30 protein-coding genes and 1 tRNA gene are annotated in these 21,563 nt (G+C 60.6%); 27 read left to right on the forward strand and 4 right to left on the reverse strand.

The window, feature by feature from the left end; genetic code table 11:
- Positions 1–3 precede the first annotated feature (3 nt).
- The 25 genes from rpl4p (at position 4) to NDI85_RS09520 (ending at position 14,358) form a co-directional block, all read left to right on the forward strand.
- Positions 4–744 (forward strand): 50S ribosomal protein L4, encoded by a 741-nt coding sequence (gene rpl4p / locus NDI85_RS09400; RefSeq protein ID WP_188998578.1) that lies wholly within the window; start codon positions 4–6, stop codon positions 742–744.
- Positions 741–998, forward strand: coding sequence for a 50S ribosomal protein L23 (locus NDI85_RS09405; protein WP_166971534.1), 258 nt, complete (start codon positions 741–743; stop codon positions 996–998). The genes rpl4p and NDI85_RS09405 overlap by 4 nt, the downstream gene beginning before the upstream one ends.
- A 2-nt stretch (positions 999–1,000) precedes the next feature.
- Positions 1,001–1,723, forward strand: coding sequence for a 50S ribosomal protein L2 (locus tag NDI85_RS09410; protein WP_188998581.1), 723 nt, complete (start codon positions 1,001–1,003; stop codon positions 1,721–1,723).
- Complete coding sequence (locus NDI85_RS09415; RefSeq protein WP_188998587.1) at positions 1,720–2,142, forward strand: 30S ribosomal protein S19; 423 nt, start codon at positions 1,720–1,722, stop codon at positions 2,140–2,142. Before NDI85_RS09410 ends, NDI85_RS09415 begins: the two co-directional genes overlap by 4 nt.
- Before the next feature lie 2 nt (positions 2,143–2,144).
- The gene (locus NDI85_RS09420; RefSeq protein WP_188998591.1) at positions 2,145–2,606 is read left to right on the forward strand and encodes a 50S ribosomal protein L22; all 462 of its coding nucleotides are present in this window, start codon (positions 2,145–2,147) and stop codon (positions 2,604–2,606) included.
- The gene (locus NDI85_RS09425; protein WP_188998596.1) at positions 2,606–3,517 is read left to right on the forward strand and encodes a 30S ribosomal protein S3; all 912 of its coding nucleotides are present in this window, start codon (positions 2,606–2,608) and stop codon (positions 3,515–3,517) included. Before NDI85_RS09420 ends, NDI85_RS09425 begins: the two co-directional genes overlap by 1 nt.
- Positions 3,514–3,732 carry a 50S ribosomal protein L29 gene (gene rpmC, locus NDI85_RS09430; protein WP_166971544.1) on the forward strand — a complete coding sequence of 73 codons (219 nt, stop codon included), beginning with the start codon at positions 3,514–3,516 and terminating at the stop codon, positions 3,730–3,732. Before NDI85_RS09425 ends, rpmC begins: the two co-directional genes overlap by 4 nt.
- Positions 3,732–4,019 (forward strand): ribonuclease P protein component 1, encoded by a 288-nt coding sequence (locus NDI85_RS09435; RefSeq protein ID WP_166971546.1) that lies wholly within the window; start codon positions 3,732–3,734, stop codon positions 4,017–4,019. Before rpmC ends, NDI85_RS09435 begins: the two co-directional genes overlap by 1 nt.
- Positions 4,010–4,336: a 30S ribosomal protein S17 gene (locus tag NDI85_RS09440; RefSeq protein ID WP_166971548.1), complete on the forward strand. Its 327-nt coding sequence runs from the start codon at positions 4,010–4,012 to the stop codon at positions 4,334–4,336. Before NDI85_RS09435 ends, NDI85_RS09440 begins: the two co-directional genes overlap by 10 nt.
- A complete protein-coding gene (locus NDI85_RS09445) occupies positions 4,336–4,734 on the forward strand; it encodes a 50S ribosomal protein L14 (RefSeq protein ID WP_166971550.1) in 399 nt (132 codons plus the stop codon). The genes NDI85_RS09440 and NDI85_RS09445 overlap by 1 nt, the downstream gene beginning before the upstream one ends.
- Positions 4,735–4,738: 4 nt before the next feature.
- Positions 4,739–5,101, forward strand: a complete 363-nt coding sequence (gene rplX / locus NDI85_RS09450) for a 50S ribosomal protein L24 (RefSeq protein WP_166971551.1) — start codon at positions 4,739–4,741, stop codon at positions 5,099–5,101.
- Positions 5,098–5,838, forward strand: a complete 741-nt coding sequence (locus tag NDI85_RS09455; RefSeq protein ID WP_188998604.1) for a 30S ribosomal protein S4e — start codon at positions 5,098–5,100, stop codon at positions 5,836–5,838. The genes rplX and NDI85_RS09455 overlap by 4 nt, the downstream gene beginning before the upstream one ends.
- The gene (locus NDI85_RS09460) at positions 5,835–6,365 is read left to right on the forward strand and encodes a 50S ribosomal protein L5 (protein WP_310915611.1); all 531 of its coding nucleotides are present in this window, start codon (positions 5,835–5,837) and stop codon (positions 6,363–6,365) included. Before NDI85_RS09455 ends, NDI85_RS09460 begins: the two co-directional genes overlap by 4 nt.
- The gene (locus tag NDI85_RS09465; RefSeq protein ID WP_166971557.1) at positions 6,362–6,541 is read left to right on the forward strand and encodes a 30S ribosomal protein S14; all 180 of its coding nucleotides are present in this window, start codon (positions 6,362–6,364) and stop codon (positions 6,539–6,541) included. The genes NDI85_RS09460 and NDI85_RS09465 overlap by 4 nt, the downstream gene beginning before the upstream one ends.
- 2 nt (positions 6,542–6,543) lie before the next feature.
- Positions 6,544–6,936: a 30S ribosomal protein S8 gene (locus tag NDI85_RS09470; protein WP_166971560.1), complete on the forward strand. Its 393-nt coding sequence runs from the start codon at positions 6,544–6,546 to the stop codon at positions 6,934–6,936.
- Between the two features lie 2 nt (positions 6,937–6,938).
- Positions 6,939–7,475: a 50S ribosomal protein L6 gene (locus tag NDI85_RS09475; protein ID WP_188998611.1), complete on the forward strand. Its 537-nt coding sequence runs from the start codon at positions 6,939–6,941 to the stop codon at positions 7,473–7,475.
- A complete protein-coding gene (locus tag NDI85_RS09480) occupies positions 7,475–8,326 on the forward strand; it encodes a 50S ribosomal protein L32e (protein ID WP_188998615.1) in 852 nt (283 codons plus the stop codon). Before NDI85_RS09475 ends, NDI85_RS09480 begins: the two co-directional genes overlap by 1 nt.
- Positions 8,326–8,775: a 50S ribosomal protein L19e gene (locus NDI85_RS09485; protein ID WP_166971566.1), complete on the forward strand. Its 450-nt coding sequence runs from the start codon at positions 8,326–8,328 to the stop codon at positions 8,773–8,775. The genes NDI85_RS09480 and NDI85_RS09485 overlap by 1 nt, the downstream gene beginning before the upstream one ends.
- Positions 8,775–9,338, forward strand: coding sequence for a 50S ribosomal protein L18 (locus NDI85_RS09490; RefSeq protein WP_188998617.1), 564 nt, complete (start codon positions 8,775–8,777; stop codon positions 9,336–9,338). The genes NDI85_RS09485 and NDI85_RS09490 overlap by 1 nt, the downstream gene beginning before the upstream one ends.
- Positions 9,335–9,973 carry a 30S ribosomal protein S5 gene (locus NDI85_RS09495; protein ID WP_166971568.1) on the forward strand — a complete coding sequence of 213 codons (639 nt, stop codon included), beginning with the start codon at positions 9,335–9,337 and terminating at the stop codon, positions 9,971–9,973. Before NDI85_RS09490 ends, NDI85_RS09495 begins: the two co-directional genes overlap by 4 nt.
- Positions 9,973–10,437, forward strand: a complete 465-nt coding sequence (gene rpmD / locus NDI85_RS09500; protein WP_188998620.1) for a 50S ribosomal protein L30 — start codon at positions 9,973–9,975, stop codon at positions 10,435–10,437. The genes NDI85_RS09495 and rpmD overlap by 1 nt, the downstream gene beginning before the upstream one ends.
- Complete coding sequence (locus tag NDI85_RS09505; RefSeq protein ID WP_188998623.1) at positions 10,437–10,937, forward strand: uL15m family ribosomal protein; 501 nt, start codon at positions 10,437–10,439, stop codon at positions 10,935–10,937. The genes rpmD and NDI85_RS09505 overlap by 1 nt, the downstream gene beginning before the upstream one ends.
- A 6-nt stretch (positions 10,938–10,943) precedes the next feature.
- Complete coding sequence (gene secY, locus NDI85_RS09510; protein WP_188998626.1) at positions 10,944–12,410, forward strand: preprotein translocase subunit SecY; 1,467 nt, start codon at positions 10,944–10,946, stop codon at positions 12,408–12,410.
- 138 nt (positions 12,411–12,548) lie between these two features.
- Entirely contained in the window at positions 12,549–13,232 is a 684-nt protein-coding gene (locus tag NDI85_RS09515; protein ID WP_310915612.1) for a hypothetical protein, read from the forward strand.
- Complete coding sequence (locus NDI85_RS09520; RefSeq protein ID WP_310915613.1) at positions 13,204–14,358, forward strand: site-specific integrase; 1,155 nt, start codon at positions 13,204–13,206, stop codon at positions 14,356–14,358. Before NDI85_RS09515 ends, NDI85_RS09520 begins: the two co-directional genes overlap by 29 nt.
- Positions 14,359–14,418: 60 nt before the next feature.
- On the opposite strand, the gene NDI85_RS09525 is transcribed toward NDI85_RS09520, so the two are convergent.
- The 3 genes from NDI85_RS09525 to NDI85_RS09535 all read right to left on the reverse strand — a co-directional run bounded on the left by NDI85_RS09525 (position 14,419) and on the right by NDI85_RS09535 (position 18,519).
- Positions 14,419–16,224, reverse strand: coding sequence for a DNA methyltransferase (locus NDI85_RS09525; protein ID WP_310915614.1), 1,806 nt, complete (start codon positions 16,222–16,224; stop codon positions 14,419–14,421).
- 90 nt (positions 16,225–16,314) lie between these two features.
- Positions 16,315–18,216 (reverse strand): hypothetical protein, encoded by a 1,902-nt coding sequence (locus tag NDI85_RS09530; RefSeq protein WP_310915615.1) that lies wholly within the window; start codon positions 18,214–18,216, stop codon positions 16,315–16,317.
- A gap of 230 nt (positions 18,217–18,446) precedes the next feature.
- Positions 18,447–18,519: transfer RNA gene (locus NDI85_RS09535), tRNA-Asp, on the reverse strand.
- A gap of 237 nt (positions 18,520–18,756) precedes the next feature.
- On the opposite strand from NDI85_RS09535, the gene NDI85_RS09540 reads away from it, so the two are divergent.
- Positions 18,757–18,972 carry a hypothetical protein gene (locus NDI85_RS09540; protein ID WP_310915616.1) on the forward strand — a complete coding sequence of 72 codons (216 nt, stop codon included), beginning with the start codon at positions 18,757–18,759 and terminating at the stop codon, positions 18,970–18,972.
- On the forward strand, positions 18,969–19,694 hold the full coding sequence (locus NDI85_RS09545) for a hypothetical protein (RefSeq protein ID WP_310915617.1): 726 nt from the start codon (positions 18,969–18,971) through the stop codon (positions 19,692–19,694). The genes NDI85_RS09540 and NDI85_RS09545 overlap by 4 nt, the downstream gene beginning before the upstream one ends.
- Positions 19,695–19,836: 142 nt before the next feature.
- On the opposite strand, the gene NDI85_RS09550 is transcribed toward NDI85_RS09545, so the two are convergent.
- Positions 19,837–21,447 carry a hypothetical protein gene (locus tag NDI85_RS09550; protein WP_310915618.1) on the reverse strand — a complete coding sequence of 537 codons (1,611 nt, stop codon included), beginning with the start codon at positions 21,445–21,447 and terminating at the stop codon, positions 19,837–19,839.
- Between the last annotated feature and the right edge of the window lie 116 nt (positions 21,448–21,563).

Genomic DNA, 21,563 nt, shown 5'->3' on the forward strand with positions numbered 1-21,563 from the left:
CCTATGCAGGCAACTATCTACACTCTGGACGGCGAGGCCGACGGCGAGGTCGACCTGCCGGACGTCTTCGAGACGCCCGTGCGACCCGACCTCATCGGAAAGGCCGTTCGCGCCGCCCAGGCAAACCGGAAGCAGGACTACGGGTCCGACGACTACGCCGGCCTCCGTACGCCGGCCGAGTCGTTCGGTAGCGGTCGCGGTCAGGCACACGTCCCGAAACAGGACGGTCGTGCCCGCCGCGTCCCGCAGGCGGTCAAGGGGCGACGCGCCCACCCGCCGAAAGCCGAGACGGACCGGTCGCTCGACCTGAACGACAAGGAACGCCAGCTCGCCGTCCGTTCGGCGCTCGCCGCCACCACGGACGCCGAACTCGTCGCCGAACGCGGTCACGAGTTCGACCGCGACGAGGTGCCCGTCGTCGTCTCCGACGACTTCGAGGACCTCGTCAAGACCCAGGAGGTCGTCTCCCTCCTGGAAGCGCTGGACGTTCACGCCGACATCGAGCGCGCCGACGACACGAAGATCAAGGCCGGACAGGGGAAGGCACGCGGCCGGAAGTACCGCCGCCCGTCTTCTATCCTGTTCGTGACCAGTGACGAGCCGTCGAAGGCCGCCCGCAACCTCGCGGGCGTCGACGTGGCTACGGCCCGGGAGGTCAACGCAGAGGACCTCGCACCCGGCGCACAGCCCGGTCGACTCACCGTCTTCACCGAGTCCGCACTCGAGGAGGTTGGTGACCGATGAGCTGGGACGTCATCAAGTACCCGCACGTCACCGAGAAGGCCATGAACGACATGGACTTCGACAACAAGCTCCAGTTCGTCGTCGACGACGCCGCTGGGAAACCCGAGGTCGCCGAGGCCGTCGAGTCCCAGTACGACGTCACCGTCGTCGACGTGAACACACAGAACACGATGGACGGCGAGAAGAAGGCCGTCGTTCGCCTCTCCGAGGACGACGACGCCCAGGAAGTCGCCTCCAGAATCGGGGTGTTCTAACGATGGGACGACGAATTCAGGGACAACGACGCGGTCGCGGGACGTCCACGTTCCGGGCGCCCTCGCACCGCTACAAGGCCGATCTTCAGCACCGGAAAGTCGAAGACGGCGACCTCGTCGCCGGGACCGTCGTGGACATCGAACACGACCCCGCTCGCTCGGCGCCCGTCGCGGCCGTCGAGTTCGAGGACGGCGACCACCGCCTCGTGCTGGCGCCGGAAGGCGTCGGCGTGGGCGACGAACTGCAGGTCGGCGTCAGCGCCGAGATCGCCCCCGGGAACACGCTCCCACTCGCGGAGATTCCCGAGGGTGTCCCGGTCTGTAACGTCGAGTCCAGCCCCGGCGACGGTGGGCGCTTCGCCCGCTCGTCGGGTGTCAACGCGACGCTGCTGACCCACGACCGCAACGTCGCGGTCGTGAAGCTCCCCTCCGGGGAGATGAAGCGCCTCGACCCGCAGTGTCGTGCCACCATCGGCGTCGTCGCCGGTGGCGGCCGCACTGACAAGCCGATGGTCAAGGCCGGCAACAAGTATCACAAGATGAAAGCCCGCGGGACGAAGTGGCCAAACGTCCGTGGTGTCGCGATGAACGCCGTCGACCACCCGTTCGGTGGTGGCGGCCGACAGCACCCCGGCAAGCCCAAATCGATCTCCCGCAACGCTCCGCCAGGCCGGAAAGTCGGGGACATCGCCTCGAAACGAACCGGCCGGGGTGGTGACGAATGAGTTCGGAATATCAAATCGGCCACGAAGGAGAGTTCTCCTTCCGAGGCCACACGCTCGACGAGCTGCAGGATCTGGAGCTCGAGGAAGTCGCGGAACTGCTCCCCGCACGCCAGCGGCGAAGTATCAAGCGCGGTCTGACCGAGGAAAAGCAGAAACTCCTCGAGAAGGCCCGCGAGGCCGAAGAGGAGGCGACGGCGAACGACCCCATCCGGACGCACCTGCGCGACATGCCGGTGCTTCCGGAGATGGTCGACATCACCTTCGCTGTCCACAACGGCCAGAGCTTCGAGCGCGTGAAGGTCGAGCCCGAGATGCTCGGGCACTACCTCGGTGAGTTCCAGCTCACCCGTACCTCGGTCGAACACGGTCAGGCCGGTATCGGAGCGACACGCTCCTCGAAGTTCGTACCGCTCAAGTAATCATGGGAATCAGCTACTCAGTCGACGCCGATCCGGACACGACCGCGAAAGCGATGCTCCGTGAGCGGCAGATGAGCCACAAGCACAGCAAAGCCATCGCCCGAGAGATCAAGGGCAAGACGGCGGGCGACGCCGTCGAGTTCCTCGAAGCAGTTATCGAGGGCGACCAGCCTGTCGCGTTCAAGCAGCACAACTCGGGCGTCGGCCACAAGAGCAAGGTCGACGGCTGGGACGCCGGTCGCTACCCCGAGAAGGCCTCGGAGGCCTTCATCGACCTGCTGGAGAACGCCATCGGCAACGCCGACCACCAGGGCTTCGACGGTGAAGCCATGGAGATCATGCACGTCGCCGCCCACAAGGTCGGCGAACAGCAGGGTCGCAAGCCCCGCGCGATGGGGCGTGCCTCCGCCTGGAACACACCGCAGGTCGACGTCGAACTCATCCTCGAGGAGGTCAGCGAATAATGGCTGACGAACAGCAGTTCATCGAGGACGGCCTCCAGCGGACCCAGATCGACGAGTTCTTCGCAGAAGAGCTCGGTCGAGCGGGCTACGGCGGCATGGACGTCGCTAAGACCCCGATGGGGACCCAGATCGTCCTGAAAGCCGAGAAGCCAGGGATGGTCATCGGCAAGGGCGGGAAGAACATCCGGAAGATCACGACGGAACTCGAGGACCGATTCGACCTCGACGACCCGCAGATCGACGTGCAGGAAGTCGAGGAACCGGACCTCAACGCCCGCATCGTCGCAGACCGTCTGGGGAACGCCCTCGAACGCGGTTGGTACTTCCGCAAGGCCGGTCACACGACGATCGACCGCATCATGGAAGCCGGCGCGAAGGGCGCCGAGATCGTCCTCTCCGGGAAGGTCACCGGTGCACGCTCGCGCGTCGAGAAGTTCAACCGCGGCTACATCAAGCACAACGGCGAACCCGCCGAGGACATCGTCGACAGCGGCGTCGGCGTCGCAGTGATGAAACTCGGTACCATCGGCGTGCGCGTGAAGATCATCCCGCCGAACGCCGAACTCCCCGACGACTTCGAGATCTACGAGGACGTCGAGGTCGAGGAGTACGTCGCCGAGACCGACGGCGAGTCTGTCGAGGAACTCCTCGAAGGCGAACCCGAAGACGAGAGCGAAGCCGAGACGACCGAAGTCGGCCACGACGAGCCTGAGGACGTCGAGGTCGACGAAGAGGTCGTCGAAGAGGAGATCGTCGAAGAGGACGTCGAAGTCCCGACCGACGACGACGTCGAGGACGTCGACGTCGACGAACTCGAAGACGCAGTCGACGAGGAACTCGACGAGGACGTCGAAGCCGAAGCGGAGGAACTCATGGACGAGATGGACGACGAGGAGGCTGACGAAGAATGACCGTCCTCCACGTGCAAGAAATCCGTGACATGACGCCCGCCGAGCGAGAGGCGGAACTCGACGACCTGAAGACGGAACTGCTCAACGCCCGGGCCGTGCAGGCCGCGGGTGGCGCCCCGGAGAACCCGGGTCGCATCAAAGAACTGAAGAAGGCCATCGCCCGGATCAAGACGATTCAGGGCGAAGAAGGCGACCTCCAGCCGGAGGACGAATAATGCCACTGACACCCGAGACGCTCCCACGTCACGAACTCGTCGGCCTCGACGTAGAGGTCGTCGCCGCGTCCAACCCGGACGCCGTCGGTATCAGCGGGACGGTCGTCGTGGAGACGACCCAGATGCTGGCCGTCGAAGGAGCCGACCGGGTGTGGCACGTGCCGAAGGACAGCGCGACGTTCGCCTTCGACCTGCCGTCCGGACAGCGAGTCCGGGTGGACGGTTCGAAACTCGTCGCCCGTCCCGCTCGCCGCACAGAGAAATCAGGTGATTCCAAATGGCGCTAGGACTGAACGTACAGGAACCGGAGACGACCTGTACCGACCAGAACTGCCCGTTCCACGGAGAGCTCTCCGTGCGCGGTCAGACACTGGACGGTGAGGTCGCCTCCACCGACATGGAGAAGACCGTCGTCGTCGAGCGCGAGTACGACGTGAAGGTGCCCAAATACGACCGCTTCATGAAGCGGCGGAGCCGCGTTCCGGCTCACGCACCGGACTGTCTCGACCTCGCGGTCGGTGACACGGTCACGATAGCAGAGTGTCGACCGCTCTCGAAAACGAAGAGCCACGTCGTCGTGGCAATCGAGGACGGTGAGCAATAATGGAGGCGCTGAACGCAGACGTCACCCAGGGACTCGAGAAGGGCTCGCTCATCACGTGTGCCGACAACACGGGCGCACGCGAGCTGAAGGTCATCTCGGTCCACGGCTACTCGGGGACGAAGAGCCGACACCCGAAAGCCGGTCTGGGCGACAAGATCACCGTCTCGGTCACCAAGGGGACGCCGGAGATGCGTCGTCAGGTGCTCGAGGCCGTGGTCGTTCGGCAGCGAAAACCCATCCGCCGTCCCGACGGCACCCGCGTCAAGTTCGAAGACAACGCGGCCGTCATCGTGGACGAGAACGAGGACCCGCGCGGGACCGAGCTGAAAGGCCCCATCTCGCGGGAAGTCGCAGAGCGGTTCGGGAGTGTCGCCTCCGCAGCGACGATGATCGTATAGAACCATGAGTGAGCAACCAGACAAACAGCGAACGAGTCAACGACGCGCCCCGCTCCACGAGCGACACAAGCAGGTTCGGGCGACGCTGTCGGCCGACCTCCGCGAGGAGTACGGCCAGCGCAACGTCCGCGTCAACAACGGAGACACCGTCGAGGTGCTCCGCGGTGACTTCGCCGGCGAAGAAGGCGAAGTCGTCAACGTCGACCTCAAAGACGCCGTCATCCACGTCGAGGACGTCACCCTCGAGAAGACGGACGGCGAAGAGGTCCCCCGCCCGCTGAAAGCCTCGAACGTTCGGGTCACGGACCTGAACCTCGAGGACGAAAAGCGGGAGTCGCGTCTCGAATCGGAGGATGATTCCGCATGAGTAACCACCAGAAGCGTCTCTCGGTCCCGAACAGTTGGCCCGTAGAGCGCAAGACGGCAACGTTCACGGTGAAGGCCGGCGCCGGCCCGCACGGTGAGTCGGGGGTCCCCCTGCTCATCGTTCTGCGGGACGTGCTGGGCTACGCCGACAACCGCAAAGAAGCACGCTACGCGCTCAACGAGGACAACGTCCTCATCAACGGCAAGGCCGTCTCCGACGAGGAGCGCCCTGTCGGGATGTTCGACATCCTCGCGTTCACCGAGCGCGAAGAGTACTACCGCGTGTTCCCCGGCGAGGGTGGTCGGCTCGCGCTGACCGCCATCGAAGCGGACGCCGCGGAGTCCAAACTGGGCAAGATCGTCACCAAGACTCACGTCGACGGTGGCCGCGTCCAGTTGGGCCTCCACGACGGCGAGACGCTCATCGTCGAGGACGACCAGACCTACGACGGCGGTGACTCCATCGTCGTCGACAACGAGTCGAGCGAGGTCATCGCCCACTTCGAGTACGAAGAGGGCGCACTCGTCACGGCCGTCGACGGCGCACACGCCGGCGAAATCGGCACCATCGACGAGATTCAGGTCACCCCCGGCTCGGCCCAGAACAACGTCATCGTCTCACAGGACGACGACGCTGGCTTCGAGACGGTCGAAGAGTACGTCGTCGTCATCGACGAGAACTTCACTGGCGATGCCGGAACGGCATCGGAAAACGCGAGCGAGGGTGATGACGAATGAGCTCGGAGAGCGAATCCGCCGACTTCCACGAGATGCGGGAGCCGAGCGTCGAGAAAGTCGTCGTCCACATGGGCATCGGCCACGGTGGCCGTGACCTGGCCAACGCCGAGGACATCCTCGGCGAGATCACCGGCCAGAGCCCAGTCCGGACGAAGGCAAAGCGGACCGTCGGCGAGTTCGACATCCGCGAGGGCGACCCCATCGGTGCGAAGGTCACCCTTCGCGACGAGGTCGCCGAGTCGTTCCTCGAGACGGCGCTGCCGCTTGCCGACCTGTCGGCCACTCAGTTCGACGACACCGGCAACTTCAGCTTCGGCGTCGAGGAACACACGGAGTTCCCGAGCCAGGAGTACGACCCGAGCATCGGAATCTACGGGCTGGACGTCACCGTCAACCTCGTCCGCCCGGGGTACCGCGTCGCCAAGCGCGACAAGGCGTCGCGCTCGATTCCGTCGAACCACCGACTCAACCCGGAAGACGCGACCGCGTTCGTCGAGTCGACATTCGACGTGGAGGTCAGTGAATGAGCGAAAGTGAAACCACAGACGAGCCCGACGCCGCCGAGGCAGAGCGGACCGGCCAGCTCGAGTCCTGTCAGCGCTGCGGTCGCGAACAGGGACTCGTCGGCAAGTACGACATCTGGCTGTGTCGCCAGTGCTTCCGCGAGATCTCGCGGGGAATGGGCTTCAAGAAGTACAGCTAACCATGACAGGAAACGACCCATTCGCCAACGCGCTGTCGGCCATCGATAACGCCGAGAGCGTCGGGCATCTGGAGCAGACGGTATCGCCCGCTTCGAACGAAATCGGCTCCGTCCTCGAGGTCTTCTACGACCGCGGGTACATAGACGGGTTCACCTTCGTCGACGACGGCAAAGCCGGTGAGTTCGAGGTCGAACTGAAAGGTGCCATCAACGAGTGTGGCCCGGTCAAGCCCCGCTACTCTGCGGGTGCCGACGAGTTCGAGAAGTGGGAGAAGCGGTTCCTCCCCGCCCGAGACTACGGGACACTCGTCGTCTCGACCAGCCACGGCATCATGAGCCACTACGACGCCCGCGAGGCGGGCGTCGGTGGTCAGGTCATCGCGTACGTATACTGACAATGCCACGAGTAGAACTGGAAATTCCGGAAGACGTGACCGCCGAACAGGACCATCTCGACATCACCGTCGAGGGGCCCAACGGCAGCGTCACACGTCGGCTCTGGTACCCCGACATCGACGTCTCGGTCGAGGACGACACCGTCGTCATCGAGTCCGAGGAAGACGACGCAAAGACGATGTCGACTATCGGTACCTTCGAGAGCCACATCGAGAACATGTTCCACGGCGTGACCGAGGGCTGGGAGTACGAGATGGAAGTCTTCTACTCTCACTTCCCGATGCAGGTCGGCGTCGAAGGTGACGAAGTCGTCATCGAGAACTTCCTCGGCGAGAAGGCCGCCCGTCGCACCACCGTCCACGGTGAGACCGACGTGCAGGTCGACGGCGAGGAACTGACGCTGTCTGGTCCCGACATCGAAGCCGTCGGCCAGACCGCCGCGGACATCGAACAGCTCACGCGCATCAACGACAAGGACGTGCGCGTGTTTCAGGACGGGGTGTACATCACCCAGAAACCGAACCGAGGTGACGCCTAATGGCAGACAACCCCGACAACAAGAGCAGCGACGCCGACGCCAACGAAGAGGCACTCACGCAGGGCGGCGCCCCCGAGGACGACGTCGAGTCGGAGCAGCCACTCGACGGCGAACCCGCCGAGGACGCCGACCAGCGAGCCGAAGAGGCCGACTCCGAGGCCGAAGAGATGGAGCTGACCGACATCAGCGGCGTCGGCGACGCGAAGGCCGACTCGCTCCGCGAGGCCGGCTTCGAGACGGTCGACGACGTCCGCGCCGCAGACCAGTCCGCACTCGCGGAGGTCAGCGGCGTCGGGAACGCGCTCGCGGCCCGGATCAAGGCCGACGTCGGTGGGCTCGAAGTCGACACCGAGACCGAGGCCGAAGTCGAAGAGGAAGGCGCCGAGGAAGCGGCCGACGAGGACGTGGAGACGGAACTCCAGCCTCGCGGGCTCGCCGATAAGACGCCCGACCTCGACGACGAGGAGGCTCGACTGCTGGCACAGCGACACCGCGTCGGCAAGCCGCAGTTCAACCGGCAGGACCACCACAAGAAAAAGCGCGTCTCGACGTCGTGGCGCCGCCCGCGCGGCCAGCTCTCGAAGCAGCGCCGCGGCATCAAGGGCAAGGGCGACACGGTCGAGGCGGGCTTTCGCTCGCCGACCGCGGTCCGTGGCAAGCACCCCTCCGGCTTCGAGGAAGTCCGCGTCCACAACGTGGACGACCTCGAAGGCGTCGACGGGGACGTCGAAGCGGTCCGCATCGCCTCCAAGGTCGGCGCTCGCAAGCGCGAGCGTATCGAAGAGGAGGCCGAGGACGCGGGCATCCGCGTGCTCAACCCCACCTACGAAGAAGTCGAGGTGAACGAGTAATGACGGACCTCTCCGCACAGAAGCGACTCGCAGCGGACGTCCTCGACGTCGGGAAGAACCGCGTCTGGTTCAACCCCGACCGGCAGGGCGACATCGCGGACGCCATCACCCGCGAGGACGTGCGCGAACTGGTAGATGAGGGCGCCATTCAGGCGAAAGACAAGAAAGGCAACTCCCGCGGCCGCGCCCGGGAACGCCAGAAGAAGCGCGCCTACGGTCACCAGAAGGGAGCCGGTTCCCGGAAGGGCAAGGCCGGGGCGCGACAGGACCCCAAGAAGGATTGGGAGTCGCGCATCCGCGCACAGCGCAAGAAGCTGCGCGAACTGCGCGACGACGGCACACTCTCGAGTTCGCAGTACCGCGACCTGTACGACAAGGCAGGCGGTGGCGAGTTCGACAGTGTCGCCGATCTCGAACGATACATCGACGCAAACCACGGTGACGCATAATGGCGACAGGACCACGATACAACGTGCCGATGCGGCGACGCCGCGAGGCCCGTACCGATTACCATCAGCGGTTGCGCCTGCTGAAATCCGGCAAGCCCCGCCTCGTCGCTCGAAAGAGCAACAAGCACGTCAGGGCGCAGCTGGTGACGCTCGGCCCCGACGGCGACCGTACGCTGGCGTCCGCTCACTCTAGCGACCTGGCCGACTACGGCTGGGAGGCCCCGACGGGCAACATGCCCTCGGCGTACCTCACCGGCCTGCTGGCCGGCCTTCGCGCACAGGAAGCGGGCGTCGAGGAAGCGGTGCTCGACATCGGCCTCAACTCCCCGACCCCCGGAAGCAAAGTATTCGCAATACAGGAAGGCGCTATCGACGCCGGGCTCGACGTCCCCCACAACGACGACGTCCTCGCCGACTGGCAGCGCACGCGCGGTGCCCACATCGCCGAGTACGCCGAGCAGCTGGACGACCCGCTGTACAGCGGGGACTTCGACGCCGAAGACCTCCCGGAACACTTCGACGAAATCCGGGAGACCCTACTGGAAGGTGACATCGAACTATGAGTGCTGACAACGGCTGGGAACCCCGGACACGCCTCGGCAAGCAGGTTGCCGAGGGCGACATCGACTCCATGCAGGAGGCGCTGAACTCGGGGCTTCCCCTGAAAGAATCGGAAGTCGTCGACCAGCTCGTTCCCGATCTGGAAGACGAAGTGCTGGACATCAACATGGTCCAGCGGATGACCGACTCCGGCCGGCGGGTGAAGTTCCGCTGTGTCGTCGCAGTCGGCAACCGCGACGGCCTCGTCGGCTACGCCGAAGGGCGTGACGACCAGGTCGGCGGTGCCATCCAGAAGGCCATCGACGTGGCCAAACTGAACCTCATCGACGTCTCCCGTGGCTGTGGGTCCTGGGAGTGTGGCTGTGGCCGTCCCCACACGGTCGCGCTGCGCACCGAGGGCAAGGCCGGGAGCGTCGAGGTCGAGCTCCAGCCCGCCCCGCGCGGGCTGGGCCTCGCGGGCGGAGAGACCGTCCGCAAGGTGCTCGAACTGGCCGGCATCGAGGACATCTGGACCCGCTCGTCGGGCAACACGCGCACCACGGTCAACTTCGCGAAGGCGACGTTCAACGCCCTCAAGAACACCGCCGAGGCGCGCGTCCCCGAACGCACCTTCGAAAAGCGTGAGGTGATCGAGTGATGCGAGCGCTCGTTCAGATCCGCGGCGACGTGAACATGGATACGGACATCCACGACACGCTGAAGATGCTGAACATCCATCACGTCAACCACTGTACGTTCGTCCCCGATACGGACACGTACAACGGGATGGTCTCGAAGGTCAACGACTTCGTGGCCTTCGGCGAACCCAGCCAGGAGACGGTCGAACTGCTCCTGGAGACGCGCGCAGAGCCCGCCGAGGGCGACGCCGACGTCGACGACGAGTGGGTCGCCGAGCACACCGACTACGACGACATCGAGGGGCTGGCGTGGGCGCTGGTCTCCGAGGAGACGACGCTGCAAAAGCAGGGCCTCTCCCCGACGCTCCGTCTGCACCCGCCGCGTGGCGGCCACGACGGCATCAAGCACCCCACCAAGGAAGGCGGTGAACTCGGGCGACACGATACCGAGGGCATCGATTCGCTTCTGGAGGCGATGCGATAATGACGAGCAAGAAACGACGACAGCGCGGTTCGCGCACGCACGGTGGCGGCTCGCACAAGAACCGACGCGGTGCCGGGCACCGCGGTGGCCGCGGGGCCGCCGGGCGTGCCAAGCACGAGATGCACAACTACGAGCCGCTCGGCAAGAGCGGCTTCAAGCGCCCGCAGAAGGTCCAGGAAGAGGTCGCGACGGTCGACGTCCGCGAACTCGACGAGGACGCGCCGCTGCTGGTCGCCGACGGCCTCGCGGAGGAGGACGGCGACGGCTACCACATCGACGCCCGAGAGGTCGTCGAGGACGCCGACGACGCCGACGTCGTGAAGGTGCTCGGCGCCGGACAGGTCCGGAACGAACTCACCGTCGTCGCCGACGACTTCTCGGACGGTGCCGTCGAGAAGATCGAGGACGCCGGTGGCGAGACGGAACTGACCGAGCTCGGCGAAGAGCGGCAGGAAGCCGCCGAAGAAGCCGCCGAGGACGACGCGGACGACGAGGAATAACGACCAATGAGCTGGAAGGACACCGCCGAACCGCTGCTCGTCCGGATGCCGGCAGTGCAGCGTCCGGAGGGCCACGTCCCGTTCAAGCGCAAGCTGCTGTGGACCGGCGGCGTGTTGATGCTGTACTTCTTCCTGACGAACGTCAAGCTGTTCGGCCTCGACATCGACGCCAGTCAGGACGTCTTCGGCCGATTCGGGTCGATTCTCGCATCGGGACAGGGGAGCATCCTGCAGTTGGGTATCGGGCCTATCGTCACGGCGTCCATCGTGTTGCAGTTACTCGGTGGGGCGAACCTGCTCGGGCTGAACACGCAGGACGACCCGCGCGATCAGATCCTCTATCAGGGCCTCCAGAAGCTGCTGGTCCTGGTGATGATCTGTCTGACGGGCCTCCCGATGGTCTTTGCGGGCGGCTTCTTGCCGGCTGATACGGCCGTCGCGCAGTCGCTGGGTATCGGCACGACCGGTGTCCAGTGGCTCATCTTCGCGCAGATATTCGTCGGCGGTGTCCTCATCCTGTTCATGGACGAGGTCATCTCGAAGTGGGGCGTCGGCTCCGGTATCGGGCTGTTCATCGTCGCCGGCGTGAGCCAGCGACTGCTGGGTGGCCTGCTCTCGACGCCCTTCATCGGTGGCCAGAGCGGTATCCTGCACACCTGGTACCTGTTTGCCGTTGGACAGGAGCCCATCGGACAGGTGCTCGGTGCGTCCGGTCTCCAGACCATCTTCATGGGACAGGGTCGACTGCTGGCGCTCGTCACGACCATCCTCATCTTCTCGGTCGTCGTCTACGCCGAGTCCGTGCGCGTCGAGATTCCGCTCTCGAACGCGCGGGTCAAGGGTGCTCGTGGTCGCTTCCCCGTGAAGCTCATCTACGCGAGCGTCCTGCCGATGATCCTCGTCCGGGCGCTGCAGGCGAACATCCAGTTCCTCGGGCGCATCCTCCAGTCCCAGCTGGGCTCGCTCCCGGCGTGGCTGGGGACCTACGACAGCGGGCAGGCCACTGGTGGCCTGTTCTACTATCTGGCACCCATCCAGTCACCCGGTGACTGGATGTGGTGGCTGGAGACGACGGGCCAGCCGGCCTGGCAGATACTCATTCGTGTCGGTATCGACCTGACCTTCATGCTGGTCGGCGGCGCCATCTTCGCCGTCTTCTGGGTCGAGACGACCGACATGGGGCCGGAAGCGACCGCAAAGCAGATCCACAACTCCGGGATGCAGATTCCCGGCTTCCGACAGAACGTCGGCGTCATCGAGAAGGTGCTCGAACGCTACATCCCGCAGGTCACTGTCATCGGCGGTGCCCTCGTCGGGTTGCTGGCCGTCATGGCCAACATGCTCGGCACTATCGGTGGTGTCTCCGGGACGGGGCTGCTGCTGACGGTCTCCATCACGTACAAACTGTACGAGGAGATCGCAGAGGAGCAGCTCATGGAGATGCACCCGATGATGCGCCAGATGTTCGGATAAGTAACAACAAGTCTTCAACATCCGATAACACACCTTTCTTTCATCGTTCTCGACCCTATTACCCGAATCTGTGCAGATATGCCAGATGACAGGTAACACTCAAACAATACTCATTACCACGCACCAGATACGTGGTGTATGGCCACTGACGAGGATGAGGTGGAAGATGAGGTCTCACCACACGTCCACGTGAAGATTGGAAAAGGGAAGAAGAGTAAGTGGTTAAAATACGCCCAGAAACACCACCGGGGAAACCTCTCCACTCTCGTCGTTGACGCGGTGGACAAAACAATCTCCGGCGATTGGGTATTCCGAGAAGAGAATGACGATGCCGAGACGGGGACAATCGATGTAGACCTCTCGTCGGTTAACGAAGACATCGCCGATTTAAAATCCCAGACGAGTACAATCCTCGGCAAACTAGATGGGATGGTTGTAGGCGAGGATGCGGGCGGTGGCATACGCGAACTCAATCGGGACGAGCTACTCAGTCTCTCGAATTTAATAAAAGACGCTCTCCCAGTTATTGCGGGAGATATGGAGCTATCGGATTTGAAGGCACATACACAACCTACTGACCGAGAAAGGTCCAAAATCACAGGGAAAGTTGAGGACCTTGTCCTGCGTCTTGAACGCCATCCGTATCACGTACGCGAGGCGGCGATATTTTTAGAAGCTGAGGAACGGAACGTCCACAGCATTATCGACGATGGTGAGCGACGATGGTACGTCCAGCGACCAGACCACAGCGGTGAGGACTACGACACAGCGTTCAAGACTGCCAAGGAGGTTGATGAAGAGGAACAAGCGAATGAATCGTAATGAGAAGGGGCAGTATCAGGGAAAATACGACCTTGAGAAGCACGAAGACCTGTACGAGTTGTACTCCGAATGGGTCCTTCTCAACACAGAGAAGACGACGACCATCGACCGGCTTCAGGCGGGAGTACGTCTATGGCTCTACTGGTGCGAGAACAACGATGTAGACCCACTCACGGCATCTGAAAACGATGTACGTCGGTATATAAAGTGGAATCGCGTCAACAATTTCGCACCGACGACGATTACGCGCCGGGTGGCTAGCGTCTCGAAGTACTATCATCATCTTAAGAACGACCCCGATGCCGAATGGAACCTCGACCGAAATCCGACTGCGGGCATCGACCTCAGAAAGGACTACAAAATCAAGAACACCTCGGAGTACGTCACCGTACTCCACCGTGAAGAGCGACAGGACATCATGGCGGTCCAACCCGAGTCGGTCGCGAAACTGGTTGATTTTGTGCCCGGTGACCGGCCCGAAACCCGGACGAGGAATGAGCTAATCGTGCGACTGCTCTGGCAGACGGCGTGCAGGGCAGATGAGCTAAGTCGAATTCACCACTCAAATATCGACTGGAAGAATCGAGAAATCAGAATCCGGTCGTCGAAGCTGAACCTCGAAGACCATCCTGACCTATATCATCGGCGCATCTGGTGGGAGCCATCTCTTGACCTGTTGATGCGCCGGTGGTACGAATCGCATCGGAGCCGATTCTCGAAATATGCGGGTGAAAACAGCATAGAAGAGGACGACGAGTCTGAAGAATACGATGACGATGATAGCTCCTATCTTTTCGTCACGACACACGGCCCACAGATGGACCCGGGTACCATCTCCCGTATAGTCAAGGACGCCGCACATAATGCAGGTATCCAAGAGCCTCTGGTTAAGGATGCAGATGGCACTGTCAGGCAGTGGCTATACACCAGTCATCGATTACGTCATTCGAGAATCACGTGGTTGGCCAACTACGCGTTCAACGGAGAAGGGATGGATTTGAACGCGCTGAGAATGACTGCTGGCCATGCTAAGTTTGACACGACCCTCGATTATGTGATGTCTGACTGGGACGTGGCCCGCGCTCGATACGAGAAAGCTGTTCGGGAAGACAACCTGCCGGTCTGAGTACATCAACGCGTCGGAACAAGGGCGATGCGAAACGAAGCTATGGTTTCGATGCGATGCTCACTCGCGCGGCTTCTGTAGAACGGTCACCCATTCGCACTCGATGACTCCTCCCTCGTGTTTGCGGCCCTTGAACAGGTCGCGATTCGTAATCTTGTCCCATGCAGACCCAACGAGCCGGAATCCCTCATCCTCGTCAAAGTCGCCACCGGTTCCCTCGAACTTTCCAAGATTCTGCGCGATGTCGGCCACGTACTTATGCGAGTGAATGAGTCGTTCACCGATGGTGTTCTCTCCGATAACGAAGAAGTAGTATCCACCGGGCTTCAGATGTTCATACACCCGGGACAGGTTCTGAAGCATATCTTGTCCGAAGAACGACCACGTGACGTATGCCTTCCGCTCGGCCTCGTTGTGGTCCAGTTCGTGTATCTCCTCGATGTCCTCGTCGAGATGGGGCAGACGCGTCTCATCGAACTCCTCGTCTGTTCCGGTCCAGATACTACGGAGTGTCGCCGGAAGGTCGCGGTCAACTTTGCTCATCGAGACGGAGTTCGTCCCAACGATGGACTTCCGTAGCTCGGTTGCGTCGAACTTCTCGTCATCTTCGAGGAAGTCGTACAGCCAGAACAGACGGAGCTTCGACCCTCGATAGTAGTTCATCGCGTTGATGTACGGCGGCGACGTGACTGCGAGGTCCACCTGCTCCTCGTATTCGTCGAAGCTGAACGTCCGGGCATCACCAAGTCGGATGTCCACCTGTGCGGCGTGAGCGTTGTTCCCGTCGATTTCCTCCCCTTGTGAGTGGTCGTTGCCCGCGTACCCTCCCAGTGTGCGCTGAACCGTGCCACCGCTGTAGCTCGTTCCGTAGATGTCATTCCAGAGTTCTACGAGCATCCCCTTCGTCTCTGCTATCTGCTCACTGTGAGTCTCGGGTACGTCCGGCGGGTGTTCGCCCTCTTCTATTTTCCGCCGCATCTTCTTTGACTTGTACGCCTTCGAGACGCCGGGGTCCGCATTCGAGACCTCGAACACGGTGTTCGCGATGAGGAGCGTGAGCCATCGATTCACCCGGTTACGAAGTTCGTTCTCGTCGAGTTCGAGGTCTTCTACCGCCGCCCGCTCTCCATCCGAGAGGCCATCTAACGGGTTGAAATCGCTGGTCTTGAACTCTGCGAGTGCCTTGCGCACGCGGGTAAGACCGCGAATCGCTACCGGCTCGAACCAGTGCTCCTTGCCGGTCCGGTCGAGGAATTCCGCGTCGTACTCCTCGTATAGTTCGTCCTCGGTGTCTTCGAGGAATCGTACATACTGCTCCTCTGCGTTATCAAGCGTCGTCGGCGGGATAGGTGATGTCGAAACCTCCGAGACGAGTCGTGACAGGGGATTGATTTCGACACCGAGGTAATCCCGACCGTTGATTTTAGCTTCTAGACCCGATGTGCCACTCCCAGAGAATGGGTCCAGTATAAGAGGCCGGTCTCCGTCTTCATTCTCTGCCGTCGTGAACTGGCGAATAATGTAGCTCGGAATATGGGGGATAAAGATTGCAGGATGCTTATGAATCGCATGCGTAAGATACGTTGTGTTCGGAATCGTACGTCCATCCCCTAATTCGTTGGCGAGTTGCCGGAAATCCATCTCTGGATACTCTTCCGGTTCGCCCGGGAAAGAGTACTCAACCCCTTCCCCTTTTGGAACAGGGCCAAGTGGGTAGCCGATGTCCTCATCGGGTATCCCGTTCATCCCCGGGTTCTCCTCAAATCTGAAGTCAGGATACATAATTTCTCCTTCTCGTTTCATTTCTACGTCGCCATGCTGGGTATATTGGGAACTAGATAGCCCTGATGGTTCCTCGTTGCTCATCTACCCGATGATAGGCCCGCCATCCCGTTTTAAAGTATGGAAATAGGCGCTCTTCACTGCTCAGAATATGAGGAGGCTATTTTCACCGGATTAGTCAGGCTGAGCGTGTTCAGGTAGTTCGCGCATGAACTCACCCATCGTGTGAGCGACCGAGACAGGCACAGCAAACTTATCGCCCCGTTGTACGAGAACTCCCCCCTTCGTACTCGAAACGCCTTCAGACATGGACCTCAGGGTTCGCGTCGGTGTGCGTATGTCAAGTATATTTCCGATTTCAGATTTCGTTGGCGCATTCGCCCAGTCAATCTCGTCGTCAGTATTGCTGGGGATGTTCGTACCACTACCGTGATACATCGTTTTGTTTCGCACAACACGGTAGATATTCTTCTTCTTTGTCGTGTCAGTATCGATGTCGAATAGGTACTGTTCGAACGTGTAACGGGCATCGGAGAGTGTCGGGTCAGTCTCGTCTTCCTCGTCTTCGACAGGCTCTGGAGGTGACGCCTCGGGGAAGCGGCGGAGGAAGATTGGGAGTGAGATATTATCATATACGAGGACTTGTAGCGCCACGTCTCGAAGATAGTGTTCGGCGTCGGCACCGTACACCCACTCAGCCCACTGATTGTCACGCTCTTTGTAGTACCGTTCGGCGAGGTCGGTTGCGAATGAGATGAGTTCGTTGTCGATGGCCTCACGTGGCCCGTTGCGACACATCTTACGGAATCGGATGAGTCGATGAGAAAGGTCCTCATCATCTAATATCATGTCCGCAATTTCCATCGCGTTGTTACTCCCGTCGGCACTCATCTCGAACGCTTTATTCTCGCGCTCGGCCACACTGAACCCGAGCCAGAGGTCGTCCGCTTCGTTGTCACTGATTATCTCTCTGAGGCCAGTCGCGTCCTCAAACGCGTCGGGAGAACCGTTCCTCCCAACGGCGTCCAGTGAACCCGTATATAGGGTATTCAGGTAGTTGTCGCCATAGAGGAACGAGAGGTGGATATGGATGCTCTCCTCGCTCCCAGACTCAACCGGAACGTCGAACTCCAGACGAAGGTTGTCAGAGTCGAGATTGACGTTTTGAACATGTCCCGTCTCTTGTCCGAGAAAGTCGTCTTCAAATTCCTCGATGAGTCGATGACTGGTACTCTGTTGCGGGTCATTCTCCCAAGTTGCGGGACGGCGCTCCTCGTCGAAGAGAATCCCGATGTGGATGTGGATGTTATCAACGCCGATGTCTTTCAGAAGCGAGGAGAGGCTGTACGAACGCGCTTCGAGTCCGTATTCGTCGGCCACATCTCGCTCGATGGTAACCACATCGTTCGATTTTGCCAATTCCTTGACCAGCGCCCGGGGCTTCCTCATCAACGAGGGACGTGCGGTCGTCCCGCCGGAGACGACGCTCGTTCGGTGTTCTCCGAATACGAGTGTATCTCCTCTGAACAAAGTTGCGTCAGCGTTCGCCTGCTTGTTGTTTTGTGCGAGGTCAAGCGTCAGTGAGGAGAGGCCTTCGAGGCGAGCTTCTTCCTCATCCGTTAGCGTCTCGCGGGTGTAGCTGAGACTCTTCCAGCAGAGTTCGGGTTCTAGAAGATATTGGGGGAGCTTCCCGAGATTTCGGTCCACGTCAAGGCGATGTGACGGGTCTTCAGCCGCGATGACCTTCTCAAAGAACTTGCCCTTGATTGCGTCAAATGACCGGGTGAAATACTCCGCGACCGTGAACAGACCTCCATACACTGCTGGGAGGGTGTCATCGCTATTCTGTTCAGCTAGTTGCCGCGCTCGCTGGACCCCGCCGACACTCTGATTCGTCAACTGGTCGGTTGCTTCGTCGTCGTCATCCTCGCCGCCCTGCTTTTCGTGTTGTCGGAACGTCGCCAGCGGGAGCTTGCGAACGGTGGTGTGGAGGGTCTGCTTCAAAATCAACTCGGCCTCTGTTAATTCGTCTTCATCGTGGATTGAAATAATCTTCCGGTCAAAGTAATTGTCCATAGACTGGACCAAACATGAGATGGTGGTAAGACTTTCGCAAATATGAGGCATCTATTGCAGTGAGATAGCCCTCTCTGCCGTACTTGACCAGCGTACTACTCGAAAGCGGACAGTCAAGCACAAGATGGAATCTGCTCATATTTGTGGAGCAGAACGATTTATTCTGAACGCTCAAACCTCGATGTCGAAAGAACATACACCCGCGCTTGACACAGACGAGTAGCAGAAGACGCCCGGAGCGGGATTTGAACCCGCGTCACAACCGTGACAGGGTTGTATGATGGGCCACTACACCATCCGGGCACCGTGCCTTGATGCGATTAACCTTTTCTGGATGAGGTTCATAAGAGTTCCCAAATGTAGTGGCCCTGTGAAAACAAAGCATAGTTGCTGTTGTCAACAGATATTTGACAGGTGTGAATGAATGAAAAATGTCTGTTTCAAATTTCTCGATAGGCGGAACGCGTTCGAGAAGTGACCACATCTACTACCCACTGAGATAACATATTTTGTATCCTATAAGATAGTACTAAACGCAATATGCCCAGAACGACAGTTTCTGTGACCTCAAATGAGGTCGAAACCGACGATGGTGACGCGCGTACCGTTGAGCAAGCTCGGACAACCGTCCCGAAAGACATCCGCGAATTCTTCGGCCTCAAACAGGGCGACGAGTTCGACTGGGGAATGGGCTCGTCCAGCAACAAAATCGAACTCGAAATCATCCGAGGGGGTGACTCTGGTGTTGACCGATGACCCGGGCTATCTGGGTCGCCCGGTCGTCGCAAGGCTCCGCCGACAAGCTAAGCCTGACGATGCAGAGGGAGGAGTGCAAGGAGCAGGCCGAGAGACTCGCGGACGACGTGGCCGCACTCGACTTGGGAATCACGACCGGCTTCTCGTCCCTCGTAAAGCCCAACTCCGAGTCACGCATCGACAACCACGAGGAACACCTCCAGTTCGTTGAGGACTTGCACGCGGGTGAGTACGACTACGTGGTCGCATACAATCCGTCGCGCATCGCCCGGGACGAGTACTGGTTCGAGGTGCGGCGTGCGGCCATCCTCGGGGATGCCGAGTTCGTATTCCTCGACGAGAAAATCCCCGACGACGTGGACGACTACTCGTTCACGGTCACTCAAGTAGTTGAGGCGGGTGTCAAGCGGCGAGAGTTCACCCAGTCCGCGAAGGCGAAAGCACGTCGTGAGGAGGAAGGTCTCCCCGACGGTCGCCCGCCGCGCGGTATGCGGTACAACGACGACGCCACGGCGCACGTCCCCGACAAGGAGACGTTCCCCGGAGTCCTCGAAGTCGTCGCCCGCCTCCAAGCCGAGGTGCCGTACTCGACCATCGTGGATGAGACTGGGGTCGGCAAGGGCTCGATTACGGGAATCAAGAACCGTCTTGACTACTACCTCGACATGGCCGATGAACACGGCTACGACCTGCCCGAGGTGGAAGCGGGCGCAAAGTCGTGATTCGGCCCCACCGTGACCTTGCGTTTATTCTCACGTCATCGGGAAGATAAGGCAGGTGGAGGACATCCACATCGACAATACCCAGCCGCGTAGTGGGTAAGCGTACCAGTATGCCCAGAAAACTCAAAGAGAATAGACCGCTCTACGGGAGGACGAACTCAACATCGTCGTCTTCACGAGCGGCGTACACGTAGAGGAGGATGTCTCCGTTTCCAAGCTGAAGCGACGACATCTCGACCGATTTGTGGTGGCCGTTCTGCTGGCGTATCTTCTTCAGCACCCGCTGGTTGCGGTCGGAGTGGAACTTGTTCCGGCTGAGTGGTCGGATGCGTTGCTCCTCTTCTTCGATTCCGATGAACAATAGCCGAGTCTCGGCTTGAATCTCCCGGGTGATGGCCTCCGCCGTCTCGTCCTCGTCCTTCCCGACCACCCAGTCACGAGACTTGTACTCTAGTACGTTGTCCTCGTCGCGAAGCACGAGGCCGTCGGCGTGGAGGTTGTCTTGGTATGTATCCCGCATCTGCTTGAAAAAGCCCTGTAGGGAGTCGGAGCACTGGTTTGACAGCAGGTCGAACGTCACGCAGTGGAGGACGTTGGAGAAGTACTCCCCGGTTTCGGCCTTCTGCGTGACCCCGTGTAACTGGTGGAGTCGCTCGGCATCCACGTCGAGACGATTGTGAATCTCGAACGGCCCGATTCGAACTGGCTCCTCCGAGAAGTCCAAGCCGGGATGGTAGATGCGCGTCTGCGTCCCGTTACTGAACCGCTTGCTCAGCTTGAGCCGCCACTTCGCAGAGAGGTCAATATCGCGGTCCGCGAAGAGAATGTTGAACTCACCGTTCCGCTTGACTAACCGGGTCTCCCCACGTGGGCCGCCGATGGTCACCTTGTCGTTGTGGTCCACGATGGTCGTTGTGTAGGGCTCCATCGAGTTCACCAGCGTCGCGTACTCCGCGTCATAGTGCTTGAGGTCGTAGTAGAGGCTGAAAAACTCCTGTAGAAACTCGTCCACAGTATCGAATTTGCGGCGGCCAATCTTGATATGATGAACGGGATAGCGTTCCCCCGGCATGCGGAGGGTGCCGGGCAGGAGTTCGCACGTCCCGTCGATGAGGAACTTCTTCGCGAATTCCTCGCGTTCGAACTCGAATACACAGGTCGAACCATCCACTTCGGTGAATACCTTGATGTCGCCCGCGTCCTCATAGACAACTTCCTCTGGTTGGAGCCCGAGCCAGTCCGAAAAGGACTTTGAACGACGATTCCGCTCGAAGTTGAGAACCTCGATACCACCATCGGCTCGGCGGAATCGTGCGTACTTGTCCACGTTGTCCGCGTCCAGCAGGCGCTCAATAACGTCGGCGTCCTTAGTGATGGTCAACTCCTCCGAGTCGGTGTGGCAAATAAGTACGGAGCCTTCCGTCAGGATAAGAATCGCGTACTTTCCTTCCTCGCGGGCACGAGTGTGCATACTGTCGCTGAAGTCGTTCAAGAGCGACGAGCAGAACTCCTCCCGGTGGTCAGGGTACCCGTCAAGAAGGGCTTCAACGAACATCTCGGGATTTGCGTTGAGGTCAAGGTCATCGATGGACATCGTTCCTGCCTGTCGGTCGAGACCATCGATGACCTCCAGCACGTTCCGTACCTCGCTCTCGCCTCGCAGTGTCCATTTGTCAAGTTTCGAGCCCTGAATCTCGCGGTGGTAGAAGTAAACAGGGCTAAAGTCCTCGCTGACGAGATGTTCCTGCTCCATACGTGTCCTTCCGCCAAACATTTCTCCGGGAGGATATAATTCTCCCGAGACGCCCGAAACGGGCCGACACCTTTGCACTCGACCTTCGTTGTATCTGTGTGGGGAGAAATAAATAC

It is taken from the genome of Haloarcula sp. S1AR25-4 (genome assembly GCF_031624555.1).
Lineage (GTDB): Archaea > Halobacteriota > Halobacteria > Halobacteriales > Haloarculaceae > Haloarcula > Haloarcula pellucida.

Excerpts from the sequence above, each read along its gene's own strand:
- rpl4p (WP_188998578.1), top strand. The coding sequence starts at position 4 with ATGCAGGCAACTATCTACACTCTGGACGGCGAGGCCGACGGCGAGGTC.
- NDI85_RS09405 (WP_166971534.1), top strand. The coding sequence starts at position 741 with ATGAGCTGGGACGTCATCAAGTACCCGCACGTCACCGAGAAGGCCATG.
- NDI85_RS09410 (WP_188998581.1), top strand. The coding sequence starts at position 1,001 with ATGGGACGACGAATTCAGGGACAACGACGCGGTCGCGGGACGTCCACG.
- NDI85_RS09415 (WP_188998587.1), top strand. The coding sequence starts at position 1,720 with ATGAGTTCGGAATATCAAATCGGCCACGAAGGAGAGTTCTCCTTCCGA.
- NDI85_RS09420 (WP_188998591.1), top strand. The coding sequence starts at position 2,145 with ATGGGAATCAGCTACTCAGTCGACGCCGATCCGGACACGACCGCGAAA.
- NDI85_RS09425 (WP_188998596.1), top strand. The coding sequence starts at position 2,606 with ATGGCTGACGAACAGCAGTTCATCGAGGACGGCCTCCAGCGGACCCAG.
- rpmC (WP_166971544.1), top strand. The coding sequence starts at position 3,514 with ATGACCGTCCTCCACGTGCAAGAAATCCGTGACATGACGCCCGCCGAG.
- NDI85_RS09435 (WP_166971546.1), top strand. The coding sequence starts at position 3,732 with ATGCCACTGACACCCGAGACGCTCCCACGTCACGAACTCGTCGGCCTC.
- NDI85_RS09440 (WP_166971548.1), top strand. The coding sequence starts at position 4,010 with ATGGCGCTAGGACTGAACGTACAGGAACCGGAGACGACCTGTACCGAC.
- NDI85_RS09445 (WP_166971550.1), top strand. The coding sequence starts at position 4,336 with ATGGAGGCGCTGAACGCAGACGTCACCCAGGGACTCGAGAAGGGCTCG.
- rplX (WP_166971551.1), top strand. The coding sequence starts at position 4,739 with ATGAGTGAGCAACCAGACAAACAGCGAACGAGTCAACGACGCGCCCCG.
- NDI85_RS09455 (WP_188998604.1), top strand. The coding sequence starts at position 5,098 with ATGAGTAACCACCAGAAGCGTCTCTCGGTCCCGAACAGTTGGCCCGTA.
- NDI85_RS09460 (WP_310915611.1), top strand. The coding sequence starts at position 5,835 with ATGAGCTCGGAGAGCGAATCCGCCGACTTCCACGAGATGCGGGAGCCG.
- NDI85_RS09465 (WP_166971557.1), top strand. The coding sequence starts at position 6,362 with ATGAGCGAAAGTGAAACCACAGACGAGCCCGACGCCGCCGAGGCAGAG.
- NDI85_RS09470 (WP_166971560.1), top strand. The coding sequence starts at position 6,544 with ATGACAGGAAACGACCCATTCGCCAACGCGCTGTCGGCCATCGATAAC.
- NDI85_RS09475 (WP_188998611.1), top strand. The coding sequence starts at position 6,939 with ATGCCACGAGTAGAACTGGAAATTCCGGAAGACGTGACCGCCGAACAG.
- NDI85_RS09480 (WP_188998615.1), top strand. The coding sequence starts at position 7,475 with ATGGCAGACAACCCCGACAACAAGAGCAGCGACGCCGACGCCAACGAA.
- NDI85_RS09485 (WP_166971566.1), top strand. The coding sequence starts at position 8,326 with ATGACGGACCTCTCCGCACAGAAGCGACTCGCAGCGGACGTCCTCGAC.
- NDI85_RS09490 (WP_188998617.1), top strand. The coding sequence starts at position 8,775 with ATGGCGACAGGACCACGATACAACGTGCCGATGCGGCGACGCCGCGAG.
- NDI85_RS09495 (WP_166971568.1), top strand. The coding sequence starts at position 9,335 with ATGAGTGCTGACAACGGCTGGGAACCCCGGACACGCCTCGGCAAGCAG.
- rpmD (WP_188998620.1), top strand. The coding sequence starts at position 9,973 with ATGCGAGCGCTCGTTCAGATCCGCGGCGACGTGAACATGGATACGGAC.
- NDI85_RS09505 (WP_188998623.1), top strand. The coding sequence starts at position 10,437 with ATGACGAGCAAGAAACGACGACAGCGCGGTTCGCGCACGCACGGTGGC.
- secY (WP_188998626.1), top strand. The coding sequence starts at position 10,944 with ATGAGCTGGAAGGACACCGCCGAACCGCTGCTCGTCCGGATGCCGGCA.
- NDI85_RS09515 (WP_310915612.1), top strand. The coding sequence starts at position 12,549 with ATGGCCACTGACGAGGATGAGGTGGAAGATGAGGTCTCACCACACGTC.
- NDI85_RS09520 (WP_310915613.1), top strand. The coding sequence starts at position 13,204 with ATGAAGAGGAACAAGCGAATGAATCGTAATGAGAAGGGGCAGTATCAG.
- NDI85_RS09525 (WP_310915614.1), bottom strand. The coding sequence starts at position 16,224 with ATGAGCAACGAGGAACCATCAGGGCTATCTAGTTCCCAATATACCCAG.
- NDI85_RS09530 (WP_310915615.1), bottom strand. The coding sequence starts at position 18,216 with ATGGACAATTACTTTGACCGGAAGATTATTTCAATCCACGATGAAGAC.
- NDI85_RS09540 (WP_310915616.1), top strand. The coding sequence starts at position 18,757 with ATGCCCAGAACGACAGTTTCTGTGACCTCAAATGAGGTCGAAACCGAC.
- NDI85_RS09545 (WP_310915617.1), top strand. The coding sequence starts at position 18,969 with ATGACCCGGGCTATCTGGGTCGCCCGGTCGTCGCAAGGCTCCGCCGAC.
- NDI85_RS09550 (WP_310915618.1), bottom strand. The coding sequence starts at position 21,447 with ATGGAGCAGGAACATCTCGTCAGCGAGGACTTTAGCCCTGTTTACTTC.